General features: G+C 47.5%; 16 protein-coding genes and 3 pseudogenes. 9 read left to right on the top strand and 10 right to left on the bottom strand.

Going from position 1 to position 25,860, the window contains the following annotated elements:
- Positions 1–77 precede the first annotated feature (77 nt).
- The 6 genes and pseudogenes from H0248_RS07880 to H0248_RS07860 all read left to right on the top strand — a co-directional run bounded on the left by H0248_RS07880 (position 78) and on the right by H0248_RS07860 (position 7,777).
- Positions 78–692 carry a TetR/AcrR family transcriptional regulator gene (locus H0248_RS07880; RefSeq protein WP_180785421.1) on the top strand — a complete coding sequence of 205 codons (615 nt, stop codon included), beginning with the start codon at positions 78–80 and terminating at the stop codon, positions 690–692.
- A gap of 76 nt (positions 693–768) precedes the next feature.
- A complete protein-coding gene (locus H0248_RS07875; protein ID WP_180785420.1) occupies positions 769–1,878 on the top strand; it encodes an efflux RND transporter periplasmic adaptor subunit in 1,110 nt (369 codons plus the stop codon).
- Positions 1,875–4,964, top strand: a complete 3,090-nt coding sequence (locus H0248_RS07870; protein ID WP_180785419.1) for an efflux RND transporter permease subunit — start codon at positions 1,875–1,877, stop codon at positions 4,962–4,964. The genes H0248_RS07875 and H0248_RS07870 overlap by 4 nt, the downstream gene beginning before the upstream one ends.
- 115 nt (positions 4,965–5,079) lie before the next feature.
- Positions 5,080–6,297 (top strand): multidrug effflux MFS transporter, encoded by a 1,218-nt coding sequence (locus H0248_RS07865; protein WP_180785418.1) that lies wholly within the window; start codon positions 5,080–5,082, stop codon positions 6,295–6,297.
- Between the two features lie 197 nt (positions 6,298–6,494).
- Positions 6,495–6,745 (top strand): annotated as a pseudogene (locus H0248_RS22100) (hypothetical protein); the annotation flags it as partial.
- Between the two features lie 462 nt (positions 6,746–7,207).
- Positions 7,208–7,777, top strand: a complete 570-nt coding sequence (locus H0248_RS07860) for a phosphoglycerate mutase family protein (RefSeq protein ID WP_180785417.1) — start codon at positions 7,208–7,210, stop codon at positions 7,775–7,777.
- 401 nt (positions 7,778–8,178) lie between these two features.
- On the opposite strand, the pseudogene H0248_RS07855 reads toward H0248_RS07860, so the two are convergent.
- The 3 genes and pseudogenes from H0248_RS07855 to H0248_RS07845 form a co-directional block, all read right to left on the bottom strand.
- A pseudogene (locus H0248_RS07855) lies at positions 8,179–8,379 on the bottom strand (Arm DNA-binding domain-containing protein); the annotation flags it as partial.
- 427 nt (positions 8,380–8,806) lie between these two features.
- Entirely contained in the window at positions 8,807–10,801 is a 1,995-nt protein-coding gene (locus tag H0248_RS07850) for a UvrD-helicase domain-containing protein (protein WP_180785416.1), read from the bottom strand.
- Between the two features lie 5 nt (positions 10,802–10,806).
- A complete protein-coding gene (locus tag H0248_RS07845; RefSeq protein WP_180785415.1) occupies positions 10,807–12,828 on the bottom strand; it encodes an ATP-dependent nuclease in 2,022 nt (673 codons plus the stop codon).
- Between the two features lie 322 nt (positions 12,829–13,150).
- Here H0248_RS07845 and H0248_RS07840 point away from each other — a divergent pair, with 322 nt between their 5' ends.
- Both H0248_RS07840 and H0248_RS07835 read left to right on the top strand, forming a co-directional pair.
- The gene (locus tag H0248_RS07840) at positions 13,151–14,815 is read left to right on the top strand and encodes a hypothetical protein (RefSeq protein ID WP_257981542.1); all 1,665 of its coding nucleotides are present in this window, start codon (positions 13,151–13,153) and stop codon (positions 14,813–14,815) included.
- Between the two features lie 49 nt (positions 14,816–14,864).
- Positions 14,865–16,286 carry a hypothetical protein gene (locus H0248_RS07835; RefSeq protein WP_180785413.1) on the top strand — a complete coding sequence of 474 codons (1,422 nt, stop codon included), beginning with the start codon at positions 14,865–14,867 and terminating at the stop codon, positions 16,284–16,286.
- 816 nt (positions 16,287–17,102) lie between these two features.
- Here the strand turns inward: H0248_RS07835 and H0248_RS07830 are convergent.
- From H0248_RS07830 to H0248_RS07820, 3 genes are read right to left on the bottom strand one after another with little or no spacing between them, the layout of a single operon-like run.
- A complete protein-coding gene (locus H0248_RS07830; RefSeq protein ID WP_180785412.1) occupies positions 17,103–19,082 on the bottom strand; it encodes an AAA family ATPase in 1,980 nt (659 codons plus the stop codon).
- The gene (locus H0248_RS07825; RefSeq protein ID WP_180785411.1) at positions 19,079–19,585 is read right to left on the bottom strand and encodes an ABC-three component system middle component 4; all 507 of its coding nucleotides are present in this window, start codon (positions 19,583–19,585) and stop codon (positions 19,079–19,081) included. The genes H0248_RS07830 and H0248_RS07825 overlap by 4 nt, the downstream gene beginning before the upstream one ends.
- Positions 19,582–20,790, bottom strand: a complete 1,209-nt coding sequence (locus H0248_RS07820) for an ABC-three component system protein (RefSeq protein WP_180785410.1) — start codon at positions 20,788–20,790, stop codon at positions 19,582–19,584. Before H0248_RS07820 ends, H0248_RS07825 begins: the two co-directional genes overlap by 4 nt.
- Before the next feature lie 390 nt (positions 20,791–21,180).
- Here H0248_RS07820 and H0248_RS07815 point away from each other — a divergent pair, with 390 nt between their 5' ends.
- Positions 21,181–22,125, top strand: a complete 945-nt coding sequence (locus H0248_RS07815; protein WP_180785409.1) for an ArdC family protein — start codon at positions 21,181–21,183, stop codon at positions 22,123–22,125.
- A gap of 162 nt (positions 22,126–22,287) precedes the next feature.
- Here the strand turns inward: H0248_RS07815 and H0248_RS07810 are convergent, their stop codons facing one another.
- The 4 genes and pseudogenes from H0248_RS07810 to H0248_RS07795 all read right to left on the bottom strand — a co-directional run bounded on the left by H0248_RS07810 (position 22,288) and on the right by H0248_RS07795 (position 25,477).
- A complete protein-coding gene (locus tag H0248_RS07810; protein WP_180785408.1) occupies positions 22,288–22,575 on the bottom strand; it encodes a hypothetical protein in 288 nt (95 codons plus the stop codon).
- A gap of 106 nt (positions 22,576–22,681) precedes the next feature.
- Positions 22,682–23,428, bottom strand: a complete 747-nt coding sequence (mobC, locus tag H0248_RS07805; RefSeq protein ID WP_180785407.1) for a MobC family replication-relaxation protein — start codon at positions 23,426–23,428, stop codon at positions 22,682–22,684.
- A 10-nt stretch (positions 23,429–23,438) separates the two neighbouring features.
- Positions 23,439–25,311, bottom strand: a pseudogene (locus H0248_RS07800) (type IV secretory system conjugative DNA transfer family protein).
- Positions 25,312–25,324: 13 nt separating this feature from the next.
- A complete protein-coding gene (locus H0248_RS07795; protein WP_180785406.1) occupies positions 25,325–25,477 on the bottom strand; it encodes a hypothetical protein in 153 nt (50 codons plus the stop codon).
- Positions 25,478–25,860: the final 383 nt, after the last annotated feature.

The following is a 25,860-nucleotide window of genomic DNA, read 5'->3' as shown; positions in this document are numbered from 1 at the left end:
TGAGTCAAAAAAGTTGTGACCATATTACATATTGGTCACATGTTGTCAATCAACGCTCGGTGAGCTAAGCTGGAGAAATGACTAAACATATGAATACACAGTCCTCGCGCGGGCCGTCCGACCATAGCGTTCGAGATCAGATTGTGGAAGCGGCAACTAAGCACTTCGGACACTTTGGCTATGAGAAGACCACCGTGTCCGATCTGGCCAAGGCGATTGGCTTTTCTAAGGCCTACATCTACAAATTTTTTGATTCCAAACAGGCGATCGGGGAGAGTATTTGTGCTAACCGACTGGCAATGATTATGGATGTTGTTAACGCGTCGGTTGTCGATGCGCCAACCGCTTCGGAAAAACTGAGACGCTTGTATAAAGCCGTGATAGAAGCGGGTAGCGATTTATTTTTTCACGATCGCAAGCTTTATGAAATCGCTGCGGTATCTTCGCGCGACCGGTGGCCTTCAGCCGTTTCTTATGAAGAAAAACTACGTCAGCTTGTGCAGCACATTCTTCTTGAGGGACGACAGTCCGGAGAATTTGAGCGCAAGACGCCGTTGGATGAGGCGGCAGATGCCATCTATCTGGTCATGCGCCCTTATGCTTGCCCTATTCAACTGCAATACAACCTAGATTCGTCAGCGTCCGCTGCGGTGTTACTCCCATCGTTAATATTGCGTAGCTTGGCACCTTAAAAATAGTGACCATTGACAATATTGGTCACTAGTTAGAGAATGAGGTTTCTGTCCTGTTAATTTGATAAGGGAACCTATGCTCCGGTTCAACTCTACCACTCTTGCTGTTTGCCTGTTGCCTCTCGCCCTGGTGGCGTGCGGTGACGCTTCCGACATCGACGATCCACGCAATCAGCCACCGCTGGTGAGAGCGGCTACCGTGATGAGCGCCGTTGATGCCTCTCGCGCCTTCACCGGTGTGGTTGTCGCACGAATTCAAAGCGACTTGGGTTTTCGGGTGCAAGGCAAAATCCTTGAACGTCTGGTTGATACCGGCCAGACCGTGAAACGTGGCCAGCCTTTGATGCGTCTGGACCCTCTCGATCTCAGCTTACAAGCACAAGCCCAGCAGCAGGCTGTTACTGCTGCGCGAGCCCGTGCCAAACAGGCGACCGATGACGAAGCTCGTTATCGTGGTCTGGTTGCCGCAGGTGCGGTATCCGCTTCGGCTTACGATCAAATAAAGGCGGCTGCCGAGACGGCGAAAGCGGAACTGAGCGCCGCGCAGGCTCAGGCTGATGTAGCGAAAAACGCGACAGGCTATGCCGTGCTGCTGGCCGATGCCGACGGCGTGGTCATGGATACGCTAGCTGAACCCGGTCAAGTGGTGAGTGCAGGGCAACCTGTTGTTCGACTGGCGCGCGCGGGGCAGCGGGAAGCCATCGTACAACTGCCTGAAACGCTACGTCCCGCGGTTGGAAGCGAAGCGCAGGCAATGCGCTATGGCGCCGGAGAACAGCGTGTCCCAGCGAAACTGCGGTTGCTCTCCGATGCGGCCGATCCGTTGACGCGTACCTTCGAAGCGAGGTATGTGCTTGACGGTGAGCTGGCGAGTGCACCGCTCGGATCTACCGTTACGCTCCATATTGCGAAAGATGACGTATCCCGCCAGATGCTACAGGTGCCTTTAGCGGCAATCTATGACCCAGGGAAAGGGCCAGGTGTCTGGCGTATTTCAGGCGATCCCGCCAAAGTATCATGGCAACCCGTTCAGATGTCTGGCCTTAGCGACGATAGGGCAAAGGTGACAGGAGATCTCAAACCGGGAGAGTTGGTCGTTGCCTTGGGGACGCATTTGCTGCATGACGGCGAAGCGGTCCGAGTGATTGAACAGCGCGATGCCAGTGTCGCTGGGAGCCAGCCATGAGTGAGGGAAGATTCAATCTTTCGGCGCTTGCTGTCCGTGAGCGCTCTATCACACTGTTTCTCATTATTCTGATTACCGTCGCTGGCATCCTCTCGTTCTTTGAATTGGGGCGAGCAGAAGATCCACCGTTTACGGTCAAGCAGATGACCATTGTTTCTGTCTGGCCAGGGGCGACTGCTCAGGAAATGCAGGATCAGGTGGCCGAACCGCTGGAAAAGCGCATGCAGGAGCTCAAGTGGTATGACCGCAGTGAGACTTACACGCGTCCTGGACTCGCTTTTACCATGCTGTCACTACTCGATGGTACGCCGCCTTCACAGGTACAGGAGGAGTTCTATCAGGCACGTAAAAAGCTCGGTGATGAAGCTAGGAACCTGCCGGCAGGCGTGATTGGACCGATGGTTAACGACGAATTCTCTGATGTGACCTTTGCGCTCTTTGCGCTGAAAGCGAAAGGTGAGCCGCAGCGTTTGCTGGTCCGTGATGCCGAATCGTTGCGTCAGCGTCTCTTGCATGTACCAGGCGTGAAGAAGGTCAATATCATCGGGGAACAGGCTGAACGTATTTTTGTGTCGTTCTCGCACGACCGGCTGGCGACGCTGGGTATTGCTCCTCAGGATATTTTCTCCGCGCTGAACAGCCAGAATGTGCTGACACCAGCCGGCTCGATTAATACGAGTGGGCCGCAGGTCTTTATTCGTCTGGATGGCGCTTTTGATAAGTTGGACAAGATCCGTAAAACGCCGATTGTTGTACAGGGTAGGACGTTACAGCTTTCAGATGTAGCAACCGTTGAACGTGGCTATGAAGACCCTGCGACCTTTCTGGTTCGCAATCAGGGAGAACCGGCGCTGTTGCTGGGCATTGTGATGCGTGAAGGATGGAATGGCCTCGATTTAGGGAAGGCACTGGATGCCGAGACGACCAAAATCAATGAAGACATGCCGCTTGGCATGACGTTGACGAAAGTTACCGATCAGTCGGTGAATATCAGCTCGTCTGTTGATGAATTCATGATCAAATTCTTCGTCGCATTGCTTGTCGTGCTGGTTGTTTGTTTTATCAGCATGGGCTGGCGCGTGGGCGTTGTTGTCGCAGCGGCGGTACCGTTGACGCTGGCTATCGTCTTTGTGGTGATGGAAGCGTCCGGTAAAAATTTTGACCGAATTACGTTGGGTTCTCTCATTCTGGCGCTGGGTTTGCTGGTCGATGATGCGATTATCGCCATCGAGATGATGGTGGTGAAAATGGAGGAGGGCTATAGCCGTATCAAAGCCTCCGCCTATGCCTGGAGCCATACGGCTGCCCCGATGCTGGCTGGTACACTGGTCACCGCTGTGGGGTTTATGCCTAACGGGTTCGCGCAATCCACCGCCGGTGAGTACACCAGCAACATGTTCTGGATCGTCGGGATTGCCCTGATTGCCTCCTGGGTCGTTGCGGTGGTCTTCACGCCTTATTTGGGCGTAAAAATGCTGCCGGAAATCAAAATCGTAGAGGGGGGACACGCCGCCATCTACAACACCCGCCATTACAACCAATTTCGCCGTTTACTGACGCGTGTTATCTCGCGGAAATGGATCGTGGCAGGTACCGTGGTGGCTGCCTTTACCGTAGCGATCTTAGGTATGGCGCTGGTTAAAAAACAATTCTTCCCGACCTCCGATCGTCCTGAAGTGCTGGTAGAAGTGCAGATGCCCTATGGGACTTCCATTGAGCAGACCAGCGCGGCAACGGCGAAGGTAGAGGACTGGCTGAAGAAGCAGGAAGAGGCAAAAATTGTGACGTCTTATATCGGGCAAGGTTCACCACGCTTTTTTCTGGCTATGTCGCCAGAGCTGCCCGATCCGTCGTTTGCAAAAATTGTCGTGCTGACGGACAGCCAGGAAGCGCGTGAGGCGCTCAAGTTTCGATTGCGTGAAGTGGCAGCCAACGGCCTGGCTCCGGAAGCGCTTGTTCGGGTGACTCAACTGGTGTTTGGCCCCAATTCACCTTATCCGGTGGCCTACCGTGTTATGGGGCCGGATCCGACCACGCTGCGTGAGATTGCAGACAAGGTGAAAACGGTGATGCTGGCAAATCCCATGATGAGGACCGTCAATACCGACTGGGGGCCGCAGGTGCCGACGCTGCATTTTACGCTCGATCAGGATCGCTTGCAGGCGGTGGGATTGACATCAAATGCGGTCGCGCAGCAACTTCAGTTCCTGCTCTCGGGGGTTCCGATCACGTCGGTGCGTGAAGACATTCGTTCGGTGCAGGTCATGGGACGTGCTGCCGGTGATATCCGGCTTGATCCAGCAAAAATAGCGGGCTTCACGCTCGTGGGGTCTGCCGGGCAGCGTATTCCTCTGTCACAGATAGGGGAGGTCGACGTGAAGATGGAAGATCCTATCCTGCGCCGCCGCGATCGCACACCAATCATGACTGTACGGGGTGATATCGCCGAAAATCTGCAGCCGCCGGATGTCTCTATGGCGATCCTGAAACAGCTACAGCCCATCATCGATACACTTCCGGCCGGATACCGTATTGAACAGGCTGGCCCGATTGAAGAGTCAGGAAAAGCCACTCAGGCGATGGCACCACTGTTTCCTATCATGATTGCTATCACGCTACTGATCATCATCCTACAGGTGCGGTCAATGTCGGCAATGGTGATGGTGTTTCTCACTTCACCATTGGGGCTGATTGGCGTGGTGCCAACGTTGCTGCTCTTCAACCAGCCGTTTGGTATCAATGCGCTTGTGGGGTTGATTGCGCTATCCGGTATCCTGATGCGTAATACTTTGATCCTTATCGGGCAGATCCATCACAACGAGCAGGAAGGACTCTCGCCATTCGATGCGGTGGTGGAGGCGACGGTGCAGCGAGCCCGACCTGTGTTGCTGACCGCATTGGCCGCCATTTTGGCGTTCATCCCGCTCACTCATTCTATTTTCTGGGGCACGCTGGCATACACGCTGATTGGCGGGACGTTTGGCGGCACCATCATCACGCTGGTGTTTCTGCCTGCGATGTACGCTATCTGGTTCAAGATACGTCCAGAGAATGAGAAGCACGTCGATAAACCCGCCGCAGTGTAAGCCGTCATTGATATGAAAACGCTCGTCACACAGGGTGGCGAGCGTTATCCCGTCTGCTGCGTGGCCATATTTCCACGTCGTCATTGTCATTAAAATCACCACGAGCACTGTCATTATGGCGAAAACGCATTCCTTCGAAAGCCCGCGATTAACCGGAAAAATTGTCGCGTTATTGGCTGGCCTTTCGGCGATTAGCATCTTGTCTACAAACATTATTCTTCCAGCTTTCCCCGATATCGGAGAGCAGCTTGGGGCATCCCCCCGTGAACTTGGTTTGACGCTATCCAGTTTTTTCATCACGTTTGCACTGGCCCAATTGGTTGTTGGCCCGTTATCGGATCGTTATGGACGCAAGACGCTCGTTCTGGGTGGGCTTTTCATCTTCATTGTTGGCACAGTTGTCGGTGGCCTTGCCGGTTCACTTGAAACGCTGATCGTCGGAAGAGTCATTCAGGCGCTGGGCATCTGCGCTGCGGCAGTATTAGCACGCGCAATTGCACGCGATCTGTTTGACGGTGAAACGCTGGCGCGGGCGCTATCGCTGACGATGATCGCGACAGCGGCGGCACCCGGATTTTCACCGCTGGTGGGAAGCGTGCTGACGACGACATTGGGCTGGCGCGCGATCTTTATCCTGGTGGGGCTGGCCGCCTTTGTCATCGCCGTCTTCTATGCACACGGGCTGGGGGAAACGCATCCCGCTGAGCGTCGCGCACCGTACTCCATTCCGAGCGTCATCGTGGCGTACGGCAAGCTGACTGTGGATGGGAAATTTATCCTTCCGGCACTGTCGATGAGTCTGTTGATGAGCGGCTTATTTGCCTCTTTCGGTGCCGCACCGGCGATTCTGATGGAGGGGATTGGCCTATCGTCGTTCCAGGCCGGACTCTATTTCGCCTCAACCGTGTTCGTTGTCTTCGGAGCGGGAATGGCTGCGCCGCGACTGGCGCGTCGCTATGGTCCGAGAAGTGTGGCATCGGTGGGGCTCGCTACTGCATTAGTGGGTGGGAGTTTGCTATTGCTTGGGCCGGAAGCACCAAGCCTCAGTGGGTATACCTTGTCGATGATCGTCTTCCTCTGGGGAATGGGCTTAGCCAATCCACTGGGAACGGCCATTACGATGGGGCCTTTCGGGAAAGAAGCGGGTTTGGCATCCGCGCTGCTGGGGTTTTTGACGATGGGAATGGCGGCGATAACAACCTGGCTGGGCTCAGTACTGACGTTTCCTCCTGTCACCACACTGGGCGGTATACAGGTGACGGCCTGTCTGATAGCACTGGTATTGTTTCTCGGTGGCCCGCTGACGAGAACGAATACGCGCTCAAAGGCGTAGTGCTATAAACGTATCTGCTTGATTAACCCGATGCGGAACCCTCGAAGGGGTTCCGAATACCATTACAGATCTACTTTGTGACAACCTCATGTCATGACTTCCTCGACTGGCAAGTGTTGCTGTGTAAGGAATCCCGCCATCGCTCAAAGGGGAGCATATCAACGATTACGTCAATACCCATAAACTCAAACCTGAAAACGGCGGGTGATGAGCCGATTCTGTTTATCGATGCCGTTATCCGACGCAGGCGACAAAGCTCAGTTATGGATGGATAGAGCGCTTGTGGAAAGTGATGAGCGCGGATACACGGAATAATCGCTATTTTGAAAACACGCGCGATTTTCGGGATGCGATATGCAATTTTTTCGCAACCACACTGTCAGAAATAGCGGACTCACTGGCGTCCAGCATTAACGATCGTTTTCAGGTGTTAAAAGCTGTATATTGAAGCTTATTGGGGTTTAAAACCACTCTAGGGGATGGCCTTGCTGAGCCAGTAGGCATTCGATTTGGCAAACAGAAATATGCCGCGAAAGGTTTTTTTATCGATATGCTCGTAATATTTCAAGTTGCATGTGCGTTGGCTGCGTTCAAATCTGCTCCCGGTAGATTTGTCACCCGGAGCACTTATCTGAGTAAGTTCATCGGGGTTCCTTCTCTTGCCGCCTTCCTGAAACTCGAATTACTTGGAGTAGAGAACCTTTTATCGCAGTTATGAAGGAAGCTGGTTTTTTTTGTTACCACGTTAATTTTAGCTCTGCTGTTTATGCAAAGTTTCCACGGCATGGGCCTAGCGATGATTGTTATTTACTCTCGCCATGACTCTGACGGAGGCTAAGTCCCTTCATTCTTGGGATACGCCATTTTTATTTTTTGTCGGTAACCTGATTATCACCTGTGCTTATTTAATATGATTTTTTTAATTAGACATGCAACACCAAAAATTGATTATACCTCCTGTGATTATAAGACAGCACAATTGCGGTTACAGGATTATAATCAGACGAAAGATATCGAAGAGAGTGAAATAGCTAAATTCCTTATCACCGAACTCTTTCAGCAAATTAAGGAAAGCAATCCTGTAGTGTATTGCTCGCCTGTGGCTCGGGCTGAGCGTACCTGCCAATTGCTCTTCAGCCATGTTGATGATTACATTATTAACCCAGATCTTTCCGAGGTTGGATTAAAGATTTTTCCTCTACCGCTAGTGAAATTGAAAGTCAGAACATGGTTTTTACTTTCCCGCATTGCTTGGCTATTACGACTAAGTGGTGAGGCGGAGAAAGTTAAGCATGCTAAACGCCGCTCGAAGCGGTTGCTCCCTCAACTTGAACAGGGAGGAAATGTGGCCATTGTTTCGCATGGCTATCTGATGCATTACCTGAAAAAGCGGCTGGTGAAAAATCAGTTCCAGTCGTGTGCAGCCTTTAAACACGGTTGCTTTACCGTGGAAGTTTGGGAGAAATGGAAAACATCTTGATCGTCGGTGCGACAGGGTTTATCGGCAAGAATGTCGCCGATTGCCTTAGCCAGCGTAGGATTCTACTTTGTCGATAAATTAACCAAAAATAACCTCGCTACGAAAATCTCCTGATCATCCGGCATATTGTCGTTTGCCCGCTATGCGCTCTTTTTTCCTTCATGCTGTTTCAGGACACTCAATGCCACTCGATGGAACAGCGCCATATGCGCCGCTGAGTACGACAGCAAAGGTAAGGAAAATGACGCTCATCAATTCATGCTTTTTATTCATATCACAGCGAAATTCGAGGATGTTATTGATCTAATTAAATATAGTCATTGTCTTTACTGAGTTGGGGAGATAGAACTTAGATCAATACAATTGAAATAAGTTCGCTATTTCAGTAAGTAAAGTGGGTCCCTATCCTGGGCATTCGCCAGAGAAACAGCCGGGTAGACGCCTAAATCGAGTAATCTTTGCTTCTTTTCGAAACGATAAGACAAGCGCCAGTATTTGGAGCCATTGGGATGCACTAACAGGTGCATACCAAAGCCATCAGTAAGTTTATATTCCTTCTCAAGAGATTTGGCATTTTTTACTTTGGAATCAGTGAGTGACATGATTTGCCCCCTTGAGTTGTTGGTATAAGCAAAATCGAACCAGAGATACCAACGATTCTACCAACAAAAGTAGTGGGCAGTAGCGTTTTTTGGGTGAACGAGGGCGAACCTGAAGAAGGGGATAACCAATTGATAAAAAGCAAAAAAGCAGACGTCAGTGAACGTCTGCTTTCCTTAAATTGGCTCCTCTGACTGGGATCGCCTTTGCCAGTAACTAGCTAATAAATAGGCTAAACCTGAATTGCGATGCTGTCAAGACCACCAAAATGACCACCAATAGTTGTAGGTTACATAAAACTGGTATGAAAGTTCCGCGGCATTGGTGATCGTTATTATTATATTCCCTAAAAAGGAAGTGTTGCTAAAGTGAGCATTGAGGGCCTATGAGCCTCTGAAGTCAATACATCATAAGCTGTGGCAATAATTTTTAGGGATGATGAGGAGCACAACAATCAATAATTTTCCACCCACGATCTGCGAGGGCAGTAAGTTCTTCGTCGACGAATGCGTCTTTGCGCATCGCCAGGCATAAGAGGTGAGTCGGGCGCGTCATAGCCACATAATGGAGCTTCAATCGGCCAAGCATACGCGAACCCTCAAATATTGTTCTCCCCCTCCGATTAACTGTCGAGCCGCCAGCCTTCGTTCCGAGTATCCAGGGCTTTAGTTCGCTTAGATGATGATTGAAGTAGAAGCTATCAAGTACAAGTGTCGCGGTGTGCGTCTCGCCTTTAACGGAATGAATTGACCCTAATCGGATTTGGACCTGGGGGGAATTGTTTGGATAAGATACGAGATTTGTGCTCCGTGTGAGAATTGTCTCCTCTTCTTGCGACGTGTTGATCTGTGGCCAAGCGAGGAAAGCTGTGACACTGCCGCCAAGTACTGCAGAGCCGCTCAACTGCTTAACGCACGACACAATCAATGGGAGTACTGCTGTGTTCCAATCGTCCTGTGTAATCTTTCCACGACTTGTCAGAATCATCTCTTGCAGCGCCATATAGCTTACAATTACCTCGGTCTCGCCCAAAAGCTCAACAACTCGACGGTGCGGTGATTTTCGCGAAATCCTGCTGTATATGCTACCTGACAACTCACTTGCGGCCAGTAATGCTGAGGCTGTTGCATTAACCAACTTTTCGCTATTTTTACTGCCAATAATCTCGATACATGCGCGCGACAGATATTGCGCGAAACTGTTCGGAGTTGCTTCCTTTCGTGCGCAACAGTGATCGTAGGTGGGTACGTAATGCCCCATGGCATGGGGTACGTGACCATCCTCTTTTAGCTCGTGGACTCCTGCGACTGCGGTAAAAACTCCACACTCTAAAGCTGCTGCGTCGAAGGATTCAATAAGATACTCGCCATAACGGGGAATGACTAATTGCACTGATGCATCGTCGAATAGAAAGATTGTTGGCGCTTTTGGTTCGGCATTTATTCGAGGCGGCGGACCAGCACCAATTAATGCTTGCGGCGCGACGCCGAGGCCCTTTACTTTATTGGCGATTTCTTGGGAAAAGCGATAGCTTCGCGGAAGAACATGGACGACGTTACCGGGGAACGGATCGGTACTCGCACCTTCGAGTCCGGCCCGTGAATAGATTGCTTGATTCGAATCGCCGAATCTTTGCCGCCGTGACGGTGAATCGCCAGCGCAGAAGATACGGTGCAACAGAGCTGATTGTTCCTCGCTATTGTCCTGTGCTTCATCGATGAATACTAGGGGGAAGCGCCGACGCAGATCCATTGCTGCCTCAGGGTTCTTGTCGAGCAACTCATTAGCCCACACAAACATCTCATCGAAGCAGAAATAACCTTGCTCGCTAACAGTGCGACGAGCTTCGAGTATCGCCTGATAAGTCGGGGTCTGCGGCCCGAATCTGCCAGTAATGCCACCTGAGTAGTCGGACTGGGTATAGATTAGGCATGCTTCCGTTAACCGATTCTGCTGTAACGCCCAACGCGTATTACTCGGAAGCATATTCCAGCGCTTCATAAGGGCGATTTGCGTGTCGATACAGCGCACCGCTATACCCTTCGATCGTAGCCATGGCAGGGCCAGAAACTCATTGACGAACGAGTGGATTGTTCCAACAAAGTGTGGATAGCGTGAGAGTGCGATGCCAGCGGTTGAGTTACTGAGTTTAGCGCTAATTTCGTTACGAGCTGCATTGGTGTGCGAAAGCACGCAAATACCTTGCTTACGGTATGGCCAACGTATCGCCAATACCGCTAGTTTGGCAACAAGCAAGGTTGTCTTCCCACTACCCGGACATGCTTCGAAATCGGTCGTGTCGAGATTGAGCATTGCTTTTAGCCGACTATCGTCGTCGCCGACCGGAGCAAATCCATCTGATCCCAGTCCCATCAGTGCTGCTGCCCAAGCAATATCCTGTTCGCGAATAAGGCCATCAAACATTGAAGTCAGTCCTCAGTCACAGTGTCATTGATCGCTATATCGAATGGTGTAGTTACATGTGAGATAGCTGCAACGATATAGGGGGGTAACTGATTGAGCAGAGTGTCAGAGTCCAGCGTACCGCTCTCGACATCCTTCTCTATTAGCTCTGCCAGATACTGTGCAGCGATCGCCTTCGATGCTCCATCCGACTCGAATAAAGCATATACATGCGATCCGAGCATCTCTTGGTCAATCGAAGTATCCACGATAGCCTCATAGGCAGCGTCAGCTGCATTGATGATGTCGGCTTTGATGGCCGTACCAACATTGAGCCGGTCGTCAGCGAGTGCAAGCGATGCAGCCCTATACATTTGCTTTCCGAGGCCGTGATAAGCGAGATCATATTCTAGCGTCCATTCGTCCGCCACGAAGGTCTCGACCTTTTGACCCGAAGCTTTAGCTCGTCGATTAATGCGGCGCACCTCTAATGCATTACCGGGAAAATCTGCCTTGATTCGCCATTGTCGTTTCGATGGCGGCATAACCGGCACTGGTTGGCCCGCCTCGAGTTTGCCGACGATCCATGGCGCTAAATCAGGCATTACGTCCATGTCAGTGATGCACGCAACCGGAATGTTAATCACTCCATCCCTCTCGGGATCCTGGCGCATGAAGATTCGCGCATAGCGGCCAAGACCGAGGCCGCCAACATTAACCACTGACACCCCGTGATGATGGAAATCGCGGTCGAGCAGTCTTGCTAACACTGGCAATAGAATATTTTCGGCATCGCCCTCAACAATCATTACAGCCCGAGCAAATAATAGATTAGCCTTGGTCACGTCTAGGAAGCGTTCAAGGAAGCGATAGTCTGACGGGCTAAGCTTAGTTTTGCCTTTGCATAGAGGAAAGGCTCGGCCACCTTCAATTAAGGCTATATTGTCAAGGTGCAGGTCAGAGGCGAGGTTAGGGCTATGTGTTGTGAGGATGATCTGGATGCATTGATGGTCCGCACGTTCTTTTTTTGCTTGTTCTTGCAAGAATGACATGAGGCGAAGTTGGCGCTGAGGATGGAGATGAGCCTCAGGCTCTTCAATTAATAATAATGGAAAGCCGTCGCTTTCGGCTGCGAGCAGTAGTAACTCGCAGGCCATGAATAATAGATTGTTTGAACCAAGTCCTCGACTAATATGGCTATCGGCTTCGGCCGAACCAGTCAAGGTAAGCTCAAGTTTTTCCAGTAGTTGGCGTAGTCTGAAATTGTCTTCCAGTGTACCGGCGACGCCTATCTCTGCTGACAGCTTATCGTTGGCGAATGACAGTGGAGCGAGATATTCTTCATTGAGACGCTTGCGTGCTTGTTGAATACCTTCGCTCTCACCAAATAAATAGCTGGCATAATCTCCGAGCCCGAGAACACTCAACGTTTTAGGGTCGACTGGCGGATCTATATATCGGTCGAAGGCGCTGCCTGTATCACGTATTTCCTTTGTGTGCTGAAGAATTTGCGATAATCGTGATCCCCGGCCTGCGCTCATCGCACGCTCTGCATCGCGAAGGGGACGCAGGTAAGTCGCGGTCAATAGTGATCTCGCTCCAAGATCAAGCAATGGTCCGTCCCCCATAGCGCCAGTACGCCATTCAGGGGGAAGCACCCGGCGTGAGCTTCCTTCTTTGGTGTTGCGTTTTGCCACCCAAGTGATGATGAGTACAGTTTCGACTGCTTCGCCAATCATTTCATAGGTCAGAAATTCTGAAAAAGCACCACGATCTGCCGCGGTAAGTCCACTAAATGTCAGCCGGATTACTACCTGGTCCGTGCGTTCAGAGTTCGGTGTGGCTTGGTGAAAATCATCCGGGTCAATACGTAGAAACTCCTGGTCACGTGTGCCTAGTACCAGCCGGATCGCATCAATCACAGCCGTCTTTCCTGCATCATTCTCGCCAACCAATGCTGTAAGCCCGGGATTTAGTGGCAGCACAAAGGCTTTTTCAGTGGAGCCGAACAGCCGGAAGTTCTCAATCCTAATTTCTGAGATGTACATTTAATGTTCCCTTTTCTGCCCTTGTTTATTATCTCTTGTCACCAACGCTGCGGAAATGACCTATGGAAGGGCAAATGTCAAAGCGCCCACTATGATAAAAGATGTTCAATTGAGAAGAAGCGACATAGTGCAATTTATGAGAATGAGAAAGATGAAATACTTCTACTACATCGACTTGCATCCTTTTTTAACACGTACACACTCTTGAGTGACACTATTAATGAATAGAGACTGGATACTTCAAACCAGCGAGACTCGTCGAGCTTTCGCGAATGCAACATGGGTTCCGCTGAGGGCATCCCAGGAGCAAGCCCGCGACATAATGCGGGATACCGAAATTGGTTTCGTTGGGGAGTTCTTTGGGTGCGGATCGGTAGCATTCCCACCACAGCAACGAGAAGTTGCTGAACGATTGAGCTGGGGTGATCTTGGTATTGCTCACAGTGCGAGGCCATACGCCTACAAAGATGGTCACTACTCGCCTATAGATGAGTACGAATACAACGACAAGGAGCCAATTGGAGTTGAGCTTGTATTCGTGCACGACCAACCTGTTGTCGGCGGAACTATATGGATACTAAACCCTGACCTAGTCGTTGCTCTTGGCTTAATTAAGGAGGGGAACAACTGGGTTAGGCCTGAAGAGGACTTTGTGGTCGTAGCTCGAGAAATTATTGATGAAAATGGGAAATACCAACTGATTGAGATCAAGCGGGCGTTTCTTATTGACTACCTAGCCGCCAGGGGCCTCATATTGCGTCTTTCTTACTACCGGCAACGTGTAGAGATTGTTTCTACTCTTGAAGGCACTAATTACGAAGGCTTAGAGAATCATCAGAGTGAGCGCGAGCAAGGGCGCTTCGAATTGCTAATTCGCAGCCTCAGTGATGTATACGGAGGTAGTTGGGCATCTTTCCGCGTCTGGAGAACTGATGTTGATGAAGAAGAGGATGCACCAGTTCTTGGCCCCGAAGATGATGAAAATACAGGGTTTGAGCAATCTGAAGGTATTCGAACTGGTCCCAATGGGGTGCGTATTGAAGGGGAGTTTTGGAGAAATGAATGGATTGAGCATCAAGGTTTAAGTATACGTATCCGAGGCGATGTCGATCAAACATTACCGAATTTCATTGTTGAAACTGATGGAACAAGAGCTGCATCTTCAACGCTCAACAATGAAGATGTTGGTCGCTGGCTTTGGTTTCGTTCAAGCGTGGTGCTTGAACTTTTAAGTCATCGCGGTTTCGTCTTAAAGTGGTATACAGCGGAAACAGGTTGTATTCGTTCTACCTCAGGATATGCCACACATTTCGGTATTAATACCGCTGACCTAGTTACAGTCTATGCGTATGACATCGCTCGTCTTGCCGCTTGGGAACAGCACCTTTGGGCTGCTCACAATGTTGCGCCCGACGGGAAGGTTTCTGTGGAACTGCTGTCGTCACAAGTCAAGGCGCAAGTGGCTTCTACACATGCTGTTGAAGAGCTGCTCTTTGTGAGCATGCGGATGCTCGAACAAGGCTTTCGTAAAAGGTTTGACGTTAACTTGTTCAATCACGATATAGATGACGAAGCGGTTATGCAGCAGGTCACTCGCTTCCTTTGTAGAGACTTGGCGTCATTGCTGCGCCTCGCGAAGGAGATCATTCGCGTGTTTTCGGATCGTCTAAATGTTCGTGAGTTACGCAAACTCTCGACTCACGCGGACAGGGATAAACTTGGCTCTAACAAGCTACTTCAAGATATATTGGCCAATGACGTCGGGGAAGATAAAGCCCGATTGGTACTAGGTCCAATTGTCGGCGCTTACGAGTTAAGACTTGGTGATGCGCATCCAATGGGATCAAAGATTGGTGAAGCCTTGCAACTAGCTGGTATTGATGAGAGTCGAACACCTTTGCGGCAGGGGGAGCAGCTTATTCACAACGTTGGGCGCTCCATATGGTGGATTGGTAAGCTACTTTTTGAGAACAAGGGTAATGCTTAAAAAATACTCACTACCACACAATTCCTAGCTTCGAAGGACATCGTGAAACATGATCCCACTTCAACATTTTATCTTCGATGTTTATGCCTTGTCGCTGCCGAAAGGCTTGGGATTTGGTGATGATCCTCCATTATGCGCATGGAGCGGCAGTGATCATCTAACAGTAGGTGCATTGACGAAGAACTGCCATAGCGGGAGGCACGGTGTTCTCATCATGAGGCGTCGAGAGGACGAAGTATGGGCAGTGTTGCATAGGAAAGTAGATTTCTATAGCGAAGAAGAGGCCCTTACAATCATTCGTCAGGCGTGCGATGAGCCTGCTTGCCGTGTTCCCGTGCCTTCAGGAACCCGCAGACGCGCGCCTCTCTGGGACACTAAGGGATGTGAGCCAAGTGGCATCTTTAAGCTGCTAGGACAATCATGTAGAGAGCGTGGCGCATGGATGCTCAATCAGTTATATCTAGCAATGCCCAATCCAGACCCAAACTGGGCAAGAGACTGTCAGACAGGTAATTTTCACACTCGGCTCTGGGAGACTCTGCTTCTTGCTAGCTTTCGTGAGCAGGGGTTGTTAGTGACTCAAGATTATCCCTCTCCGGATTTTCACGTGACGAATAAAGCGGGCGGAGATGCTTGGGTGGAGGCTGTGACAGTCAATCCACCAGAGCGATACGACCACGCTATTGCAGTGGCAGCTCCGTTTCCTCAAGATCGACGTGAAAGAGTGCTCGGAACTGTAACTGAACGCTATGCTCGGACTTTGCGGAACAAACTGTGCAAGAACTATTCTGAAATGACTCATGTCGTTGGCAGACCGTTTGCCATTGCGATTGCAGACTTTTACTTGCCAGGGTCAATGATGTGGAGCCGTGAGGCTCTCATTTCCTACCTCTACGGATTTTATGTAAGAGAAGTAGCGGAGGAGGGAAAAATTGTGGCTGTAGCCGAAGCTCTCGATAAACTGCCTGGTGATCCCAATATCCGGGTCGGTTTGTTCTCTTCCTTCGAAAACATAACCCTATCGGCTATTATTTTTTCGAACGCAGCTACTTTGAGCAAATTGAGTAGAGTGCCTGTTTCCTTCGGCGGTAAAAGCGAAGACTACCGCTATGTGAGAGTCGGTGAGTTTGCTGACGACACCCCTGGTGCACTGCGTGGTATTCCCTTCAGCATGGACGTAAACAGCGACGAGTATCGTAGTTTATGGAAGCCGTATGGTTATGAGCCATGGACTGCGGAAATCGAGGTGTTTCACAATCCAAACGCGTTGCATCCAATCAATCCTTCGCTATTTCCTGAGGCAACCCATTGGCTTCCGACCGATGGTGGGATTGTTTGCAAACGTTACTTCAGGCATAGCATCCTGAAGAGTCAAACTTTGATTCAACCCTCATACATGCCGATCCCCTCGGTAGATAGTTTGATGTTTAAGGACACATATGAAAGCGCCGATACGTGGGATGAAAACTGATTCATCATCGCAGTCGCTTGGACGTTAAACACACACTCCCCAAACGATTAGCAAAAGCACAGCTGCCACAGTTCCATCCTGCTGATCCAAATCTGGTCTGGTCAACCGATTGCGCCACGGATGAACAGGTTCAAGTGTCAAACCTGCATGGAACGCTTTACTAAGAAGTGCCTGACGATGACTGCCGCCATCGGAGTTTTAGTCGTTAAGTTTACGCATATTAAGCTGTTTAAAAGCTTTTGGACCAATTACTTCTTGAGTAAAAGTGCTATCACGACGGAGGTCAGCAACTTCACGGCTTATGTGATGGAAAACCTGCAACGGGGTAGGGAAGGGGATTATCCTCTATGTTACTTGGGCTATTAAATAATAAATAGGCTAATAATAAGTCTGTTGTTAAACTATTATCTGAGCTGAGAAGGCATGGGTTTTAGTTAACCCGACAATTTTAATGTCAATTGGAAAAATATATTCATTATATGATGTTTTGTATTGATGTAATATTCTTCCCATTGAGATGGTTTTTAATTATTCGAAGATGCCTCCTTTGTATTGTTTTCGGTTCTGTTTACGCTGATGCACCCATTTATTGTGTGGCGTTCATTATTTAAAATGATAGTTAGTGTTTAAACCAAAGTGATGGTGTATTACATGGCGTTTTATATGTTTTTAAGTTGTTGTTTTCCTCGCTGATATTGTAGGTTAATTAAAATTATCAGTAGGCCATATGCTTTTTATTGAGCGGGAATGTATAAAAAATTTGATAATAACTGAGGCTATATTAAATGGTTTTTAATATAGCCTCAACCTGGGGTGTTAATGCTTGTAAATTACGTCGTCAATCAATCCAACAGGCAATCCGTTTTCTCGATTTGCACTGAAATGTGCGACTGTTATAGCTTTTAGTCTTTCTGAGAGCTTATCTGGCACATCATTATCAACCACGATTATTTGGCACGGCGATTTTTTTCTCTGTGCATAATTACATATTTCGATTAGTTCATTGTAAATATTTTCATATTTTTCAGGATCTGAAATCCCTTCATCAATATCATCTTTAATATTAGTTTGCGCTGCATACTTAGGTTTTAGGTTTTTACCAAGATATTTACCTATAGTGTCAAGTAATAAAAGACGCGGGTGATTAATGTCAGCATCAATTGAGCTTTTTAGGATTGCCGCCATATATCCTATGGTGATTACCGTTCTTAATCCCCCTGATGTAATGTTGAAGTAATCTCTTTCTCTTACGACTGGGGAAAAGTGTTTATTATTAATGCTTATTCCTGTCCTGTTTTTTATTTTTACTCCAGTCAAGAAAGCCAGTAAATCATCACCCAATGACGATAGTACCCCTGCAATATCTGGAGCTTTAACTTTCAAGTCATCAAGTTTTTCAATTAAAGTTTCGATATTATCGGAAATGGTTTTTTGCTTAGTTAAAAGCTCGTCTTGATGATTTCTTACTCGTAAGCTTGAAATGAGGCTTTCTCTCTTTTTGCCTGCAGACGTCATTTCCTTCAATAGGGCATCACGTTGAGTTAGAAATGGTGTGATAAATTGCTTTGCTTCGGTGTCTATCATTTCACAAACTTTGTTTAAATCGCCCTCAAGTTGAATCTTACTACTCAAGAGAATTTTTTGTTCATTGGTCAGAGTAATTATAAGTTCTTCAATGGATTTTTCTCTTTTGAGTAAAGAGAATAATTCTTCATCCAAAGATTCCGATTTGGATTTAATAAAACCGCCATCCCCATTCTCGATAATAATAATATTATCACAAATAGGACAATTATATTTCATATCTTGGACTACACCAATTTTTTTGTTTGCCAAGTGTATTGCTTTTATTTTCTTTATGTCATTTGCATAATCATTTTTAAGCCGAATATACTGTTCTTTCTTAGATGTGATTTCATCAACATTTTTAGTGATTATTTTTATTTTAAGATTAAATTCAGCGTGATAAGTTTTAAGTTGATTATAATTTTCTGAATTTGCCATCATATTGGCATTTAGCGTTGTGAGTTCGTCACTGATTGATTCATAAACTACTTCACATTCCTCTATAGCATCATCAATTGATGGTATGCTTTCATATCCAGTTTCTCTAAGGAATTCAGATACATGTTCGTATTTCTTTCTCAGGTTATTTAGTTCAGTGCGTTTGTCAGATATTTGTTGTTCCATATCTAAAATATCAGTATCAAGAACATTATATATATATTTGAATACCTCTTTAGTGTAGGTGTATTTTGCCCAGTCTGTGAGTCCTAAAAGAGACTTACTACCCATATCATCTTGATTTACATAAACATACTTAATAATATTTCTAAAACTTAATCTTTTGAACTGACTGGTCGATTGTGTCGGAGATACTTTTAATTTAAGTTTTGGAAAGTTTAATGCATCCATTAAGAAATCAGAGTAAAATCCATCTGGAGCATTATTTTTCGAGAAGTTTGGGGCGTATTTTCTGGAGATGAAACCTTCTCTTTTTTCGAAAGAACACAGATAAACCTCAATAAAATCGTGCGGTTTGTAAATATCTCTAACTATAGTATAAGGTGTGTCATTAATTATTATTTCTAAGGCGGCATAACTAATCGAGGTGATTATTTCATCCGCTAATTCAATTTTGCTCGCCCCTAGCAAATAATTTATGAATTCAAGAATACTAGATTTCCCTGTATCCGAATCACCATGTATAATATTTAACCCTTCTTCAAATCTAACAATGTAGTTTTTACGAATACCTACAAGTATTAATCGTTCAATTCTAAGGTAAGATTTCATTTTGAGACCTTAAATACTTCATTGAGTATAGAGTTTAGTTTGCTTGAAGATAATGACTTGATCTTTTCTAGAGATTTAGTGTAGTTCTTTATAGAGCGAAAATATTCACTATCAAGTTCGTTGTAAATTTTTTCACCCTGTTCAGTAAGGCTGAAATAAGTTGTATCATCATTTTTTTTTACACTGAGTCCGCCCATTAAAGCTATTTTTTTTAGGAGTGTGTTTATCTTGGCTGTTTCAAATAAAATATCAACATTTAATGAAAGGCTCTTTATTGTGTAAGTTTCTGACATGTCGATAGAAACATTTTTTTTGCCTGTAAGAGTCATGACATCTTCAAGTCTGGATGGGTTCTTAATTAAATACATAAATATTTGAGCTTTATTCTTGTTTAATATCCAAGTGTCATTCTTATTCTTACTTAAACTGTGTATTAAAATAACAAGCAAGCAAATGTTTAAATTTAATTCTTCATCGAGTGGTATATAGGGCAAAGTGTTCATTTCTGACCTCTTAAATCATGTAAAGAGGCAAGAGATGTTTCAGGAGACCATATTACGTCTCTATCTAATTTATTAGCTAACTGATGTAGCATTCCTTTTTTATGTACGCTATCAAGAGAATTAAGAAGAGATAGAAGTTTTACCTTATCTTCATCCTCTATCTTTTTGTGTATTGAGGCTAAAAGTTGATTTGATGTATTGTGATTTGCTATAGAGTCGTGATATTGAGTTTGATATATCTCTCTGATTTTCCTATATAAGCTGCCCAATATTTCTCTATCATGATCGCTGGTGAAAACGTTTCTGGCTAATTCTGCATTGTAGTAATACTCTTTAGCATGTTTTGCTATGTCACTATGGACATCTGCTATTATCATTTTCAAAAAGAAAAATTCTTTGTCGTATTGGCTATCATCTTTAAAATCTACTGGGGATGAAATAAGAATCATCTTTTTATTTAATTCCAATGCAAATTTTTTAACTGTTAAATATACATTAGACTCTCTGTCTTTAGGTTTGCAAATGGTTATATGGTCTTCTTGAACTGCAATTGATTCCTTTGCTGGGACTTGAATAGGAATTGCACTTTGTTTAACAACAAAATTATCATAGCTGCCATATAAAAATTTTAACTCTGGAAGTCTAGGCAAGTTTATCCATTTGCGGTTTAAATTATCAGTTTCTTTGCTAAATACACTTAAGTCGCCCAATTGAACATTTGAGGAAACCATACTGCCCCATGATGCGGTTTCTGAACCCGAGTGGGGGACTGCGAGCGAAATGAAACCAGAAATGTTATGCGAAATATTTCTTTCGCTCATTTTTATTATGCAAGATTTTGCTATTAATCCACCCATGCTATGAGCGACAAAAATTATATTGTTATAATTAGAAAGATTTATTTGGCACTCTCCAACCAATAGTTCAGAAAGTTCATCAATTGGAAGGTTAACTTCTCTTTTTGTGATCGAGGTAAATAATCTCGCAAATAAATTTTTGGCTTTGCCATAACTATTTGTGAAATTAGTAAAGTATTCAAAGCAGGCTATATCGAAACAATCATCAAAATCATCATCTTCAGATATCAATTGGGGGAAAGATACACCCTCATTAAAAGACCATGTAGAAGACCCACCTTTTAATCCGTGAATAAATAATATTATATTTTTAGAGTTGTTTCTCTTATTCCAAATTAGCATGCTCATTATTATCTCTTTAAACAAGGTTATTCTGCGTATGTTTACATTTTCTAACCAATTGATTATCTAATCAATTAAAAGTTTTTCTGGTTATTTAATGCATATTAATCAATTGGTTAGTCTCTGTTTGTTGATTGCTTGCATTCCTAATATCAACACTTGCGGCTTTCACCGCTGCGTCCCAAGGGGCGCTACGCCGGGCTATGCAGGGTCAGTTTTTTCTCCCGTGTGCTTTCCGTTCCCGTATCGGCTTCCGGTTAATCGTTTCCCAACACAACCCGTCCCGCAAGGGTAAATGGCACGCATGCTGCGCCCTTGCAGGACAGAACGATGCCGGGAAAGCGAACCGTCAGGCGATACGAAGACGAAAATCACACCACTGACGGAGAAAAAATCATGACTATTTCCCTGCATACCCAGACTAGCGCCCCTAACACCGCAGCGGCGACCAGCGTATCCCCGCTGGAGCAGTCAGGCTCCTCAAAAACGAAATTTTCTAAAACCAGGACGGATATTTATCAGACAGTTACCGAGAGCATCATCATAGCGCTTGAAGCCGGTGTAAAACCGTGGTCCTGCCCGTGGCAGCGTGTATCCGGCATGTCTGGTTTGCCATCCAATTACGCCACCGGCGTATCTTACAGCGGGATGAATATCATGTTGCTGTGGTGCAGTGCGTCAGAACAGGGATTCAATGATTCACGCTGGATGACCTACAAACAGGCAAAAGCGGAAGGCGGGCAGGTACGTAAGGGAGAACACGGCACAACAGCCATTTTCTATACCATGCTGGAAAGGGAAAATGACAAAGGAGAAACTGACTATATTCCGATGCTTAAGACTTTCACCGTGTTTAATGTTGAGCAAATTGACGGTTTGCCTCTGAGTGATGAAGCCGTTTTCCCGGCAGAGACCTTTGAGCCGTTACCGCAGGCGGAAGCGCTTTTCCGTAACAGTAGTGCAACCATCATTGAGAAGGGGCAGAACGCTTTTTTCGCACCATCAACCGACGAAATCCATTTACCGGAACGTCGTCTTTTTAGCGATGCTGCCAATTTCTACGCTACGGGCCTGCATGAACTGGTTCACTGGAGTGGAGCCAAAAGTCGGCTGAATCGTGAAATGAAAGGGAAGTTTGGCAGTGAGGATTATGCTTTTGAGGAGTTGATCGCCGAGCTTGGAAGCGCGTTCCTGATGGCGGACCTGGGGATTGTCGGAGAGGTTCAGCATGAAAGTTATATTGCTTCCTGGCTGAAAGCACTGAAGAACGACAAACGCTATATTTTCAAGGCCGCCAGCGCGGCATCCAAAGCGCATCGTTATTTGATGGATAAAATCTGAGCAGGAAGAAGTCACAACGGAATGCGGCTTTGCGTGTAGGGCCGCTTAAAACAGTAACGCTGTAGAGACACGAGTGAGGCGGAGCGCAGCCTGGCGAGCACCGAACAGTCATGTCTCTACAGTGGAATAAAGCAAATCACGCGGACAGGGCTGAATGGGCAGCTATTCCCGGTTATCAGCAACTGCCTGAAGCGCAAGTAGCCGCTGTTCCAGATTATTAAGTCTTTCTTCGAGGTCATGGCTCTGCTGCTCAATATCTTCCAGCGTTTCTGACAGCACATCACGCAGCAGCACAAAATTTGCTTGTAAGGCATACACAAAATCGCTGCCGCGAGCCAGTAATGCTTCGCGCGGTATGTTGTGCAATGCCGAATGCGTCATCCATGTCACCAGCGCTTTTGCGCTCATTTCAGTGAGTACGTCAGCAAGTCGGTCAGTTTCTATGTTCATTTTGGAGTCCTGTCTATTCTGATGTTGAGTGGTTATGTCGAGGAGCATTATTTCAGGTCATTGCGGTGCTGGTGGGCGGGTTTGGACTGTAAGTGATACAGAAGAACTATATGCAGCGGTCTAAATCGAGTTGTTGCATCTCGTCGAGCGTGTAGATGCGGAAGACATTCCGGTGGCGGGTTTCCAGCGGGATGTGCTGATGGTTAACGATAACGTGCCGGATGCCGTCAAACAGCCGTTCAAGACCGCGCTTTTTCTGCTGATCCGGCACGATATAAAAAACGTAAATCCAGTCTTTGCGGGTTCGGGCAAGCAAATGACTGGCGATGATCGACTGGTAACGGGCTCTGGTTTTCAGACGGCGCTCGGTCTCAATGGCGATCACGGTGCCGCCGGGCAGGGTGATCAACCCGTCCGGGCGGTGACTGACCTGATTCCGGCTGAGGAAAGTTGTGCGATCGCCGTTTATCCACCCTGACGCGCCTTTTTGCTCAAGGATGATGCGGGCTGCCTGATTATCAAGGTGATGCTCCAGCGTCCAGCCGGTGATTTTTGACGGCTCAAACCGTGCCGGGAAAAGCGCATCGGCGGGGGTTAACACAACGGCCAGTCCGTCACTGGTTATGCCCCACAATGAAATTTTCATCGTCCGGGATACCAGGACATACTTTTTTATTAAGTCCATTCTCTCGACTTTTGAAAGAAGGGAATACAGCGATTTATGATCCCTGAAGCCAAACAGTAGCATCAGCGTTTTAAAATCACTGTACGTTTCTTCTTTCAGGAAATTCAGCAGTCGTTGTATTTTTTCGCGATGCCGTGTCTGGCGTTCGCTATATGTGGTGATCAGCATCATTCCTCCTTTAAAAATCCAGCAATGACGGATTTTCTTCTTTGTTGGTATTCGGTGTTGTCGTGTCTTTTTCGTCCGTATCAAAAAAAAGATCGGATCGAGTTGCTGTGATATCCGATGTTGATGCGGGTCCAGGGGAAGTTTCCTCCTCGCTAAAATCTAGGGTGATGTTTACTGTTGCGGCGGTGGCGGCAATCGCGGGGGACACGGCGCAGATCACAAGTTCGCGTTTCTTCACCCTGATGGGCGAAATCAGCGAAGCAGAGGGGAGTGTTTTTGTCGTAAAAATGAAGCTGACAAAATCGGGTAGATTCAGGATCATATTGCTGTCAGTAAAGAAACGCTCGGCCTGCCTGATGGTGCGTTCACTGTCGATAGTCTCTGTCAGCACGGCATCGGTTTTTGCTTTGCGGACCTCATCATCGACTAATATAGTGCCTGACATCCTCGCCACCCATTCAGCGGTATCCGGGTCCATGACACGATAAACCAGTTTGAATTTGGCGTTCTCAACGACAGCGCCGACAACTGCGTCACCTTTCAAATCTGCCGGGCAGTCTTTTAAATCGGCAATAGATTGGTGGTCCATAATAATGTGAACACCTTTATCCCGCGCTGCGCCTAAACCTTCCAGCGCGGGCCTGGATAAATGGTATTTCAGTTCGGAAAGATAAATAGCAATGGGGCGGGGCACGTCTTTCACTCGCTCGCGCCTTTCTGCCAACTGGTACAGGCGAACCAGCAGCATGCGCTGAGCGGTAATGATTTTGCTGTTGCGCATTGAGCCAATCACATAACAGCAACCGCCTTCCCCAAATATTGTATTAAGCGAAAATCCGGTGGGGGCATTAATGGCATTGAGTAAGGCCAGTTCTTCAATCTTTCCGAAAAAGGCTTTTATCTTATCTGCAATACCCTGAACGTAGTCACCGTTATACACATCTCGAATGGTTGAGGCAGTATTACGGGTGACAAACTGCGCGGCTATCCGGGCGGCTTTCCGGTCGTCAATGCGATAGAAGTCCGATTCCTGCCCTTTTTCCGCCAGGCTGAAACCGGCAACAAACAATTCTTCCAGTTCATCGGCAGTAATATTTTCAATCAGGTTTAACTGGTATTGCTGTTTTCGCAGGTCAATTAAGGCAAAGGGTTTTCCCGGCATCTTCACAGGCTTTGCGGTAAAGGTGGGGGGCCCATTCATCATCCTTGGGGTCCATCACAAATACGCCTTCGCCGGCCAGAACACTTTGATATAGTAATATGCCGGTGGCAACGCCCTTACCAGCACCGGTGGTGCCGATAATATCCGCGTGTTGTTTTTGCCAGTCTTTTAACGGCAGGTACATCGGCTGAATATCGCGGTCAATGCCGATAAATAACCCTTTGTTCAGGTCGATATAATCCAGCGGGTCATAATGCAGTGTTTCCGGCAGCAGTGATTTCACCGTACGGACATCGGTGCGTAATTCCCGTTCAAGCGTGGTTTTCCTGACGAGGCGTTTCTTTATTTTGTCTAATTCAGGGGTTAATACTCTGCGCAGCAGAATATGCAAAATAAAACCCGTTACGGTAAAGGCAATCAGCACCGGCCATGCCAGAACGGGAATGCTGGTGACTACACGGCCTTTATAAATCCACCGGAAAATCCAGATAAGTACCGGCCCCATCGTACCGGAAAGAAAACACAGTATGGAAAAAGCCATAATCAGCTTTTGCCACAACGGGGCTTTTTGCCGTTCATCGCTTTTCATCGACGCGAAAAACGGCATCGTCAGCCCCGATAACAGCGCCAGCATCAGCTGATGCTGTTGCATAAAAGCAATTAAGCTCAGCGCGCCATTCACTATCGGCGACAGTGAAACGGCCAGCTTATTCAAAATCACGATGCCTCCTTTGTCAGCAGTTCGCCCCATGACATCGCCCCATCAATTCGCCCCACGGTGTCGGGCGAAAAGGCGGGGCGACCATCAGGGACGAAGAAGGTGGCCGCTGTGCGACCATGTGCAGGAAAGCATGCTTGCCTGCACCAAACGGCGTGCGCCAGTTCATGCGGGCTGGACGCCCTTATGTAATGTCACATGGGGGTAATGTCGCGGCTGGACGCCGTGCCAAAACCCCCAACGTCAACGGCGGCACACCGTCGCCCGCTACGCGCGACCACCCCCTTTAAGACGGTCACTTTCGCCTTTTTCTTCCCTTTGCTCGTTCCTCGCAGCGGGAATAAAAGGGAAGCTGACCTTTAAAGAGGGTGGTCGCGCCACGCTACCGGCTTTTGGCCGGAGACTTAGCCGCGACGGTGTGCGGGGCTATGCCCCCCAAATAAACCGCTGTCGTGGGCGACAGCTTTTCGCTCGCTGGGGCGGCGAAATTTATTCGGCTCCCCCCGGCCGGCAAAATCCGCGTGGGCGCGGCTGTTTGCCGGTGAGGCGCGG

This window comes from Pectobacterium brasiliense, assembly GCF_013449685.1.
GTDB classification, from domain to species: domain Bacteria; phylum Pseudomonadota; class Gammaproteobacteria; order Enterobacterales; family Enterobacteriaceae; genus Pectobacterium; species Pectobacterium brasiliense_A.
This window is presented reverse-complemented; position numbering and strand designations above follow the sequence as displayed.

Coding starts and splice junctions, on each gene's coding strand:
- mobC (WP_180785407.1), bottom strand. CDS start 23,428: ATGCTGATCACCACATATAGCGAACGCCAGACACGGCATCGCGAAAAA.
- H0248_RS07860 (WP_180785417.1), top strand. CDS start 7,208: ATGATTTTTTTAATTAGACATGCAACACCAAAAATTGATTATACCTCC.
- H0248_RS07850 (WP_180785416.1), bottom strand. CDS start 10,801: ATGTTTGATGGCCTTATTCGCGAACAGGATATTGCTTGGGCAGCAGCA.
- H0248_RS07840 (WP_257981542.1), top strand. CDS start 13,151: ATGCGGGATACCGAAATTGGTTTCGTTGGGGAGTTCTTTGGGTGCGGA.
- H0248_RS07865 (WP_180785418.1), top strand. CDS start 5,080: ATGGCGAAAACGCATTCCTTCGAAAGCCCGCGATTAACCGGAAAAATT.
- H0248_RS07845 (WP_180785415.1), bottom strand. CDS start 12,828: ATGTACATCTCAGAAATTAGGATTGAGAACTTCCGGCTGTTCGGCTCC.
- H0248_RS07870 (WP_180785419.1), top strand. CDS start 1,875: ATGAGTGAGGGAAGATTCAATCTTTCGGCGCTTGCTGTCCGTGAGCGC.
- H0248_RS07880 (WP_180785421.1), top strand. CDS start 78: ATGACTAAACATATGAATACACAGTCCTCGCGCGGGCCGTCCGACCAT.
- H0248_RS07875 (WP_180785420.1), top strand. CDS start 769: ATGCTCCGGTTCAACTCTACCACTCTTGCTGTTTGCCTGTTGCCTCTC.
- H0248_RS07830 (WP_180785412.1), bottom strand. CDS start 19,082: ATGAAATCTTACCTTAGAATTGAACGATTAATACTTGTAGGTATTCGT.
- H0248_RS07810 (WP_180785408.1), bottom strand. CDS start 22,575: ATGAACATAGAAACTGACCGACTTGCTGACGTACTCACTGAAATGAGC.
- H0248_RS07795 (WP_180785406.1), bottom strand. CDS start 25,477: ATGAACTGGCGCACGCCGTTTGGTGCAGGCAAGCATGCTTTCCTGCAC.
- H0248_RS07835 (WP_180785413.1), top strand. CDS start 14,865: ATGATCCCACTTCAACATTTTATCTTCGATGTTTATGCCTTGTCGCTG.
- H0248_RS07825 (WP_180785411.1), bottom strand. CDS start 19,585: ATGAACACTTTGCCCTATATACCACTCGATGAAGAATTAAATTTAAAC.
- H0248_RS07815 (WP_180785409.1), top strand. CDS start 21,181: ATGACTATTTCCCTGCATACCCAGACTAGCGCCCCTAACACCGCAGCG.
- H0248_RS07820 (WP_180785410.1), bottom strand. CDS start 20,790: ATGAGCATGCTAATTTGGAATAAGAGAAACAACTCTAAAAATATAATA.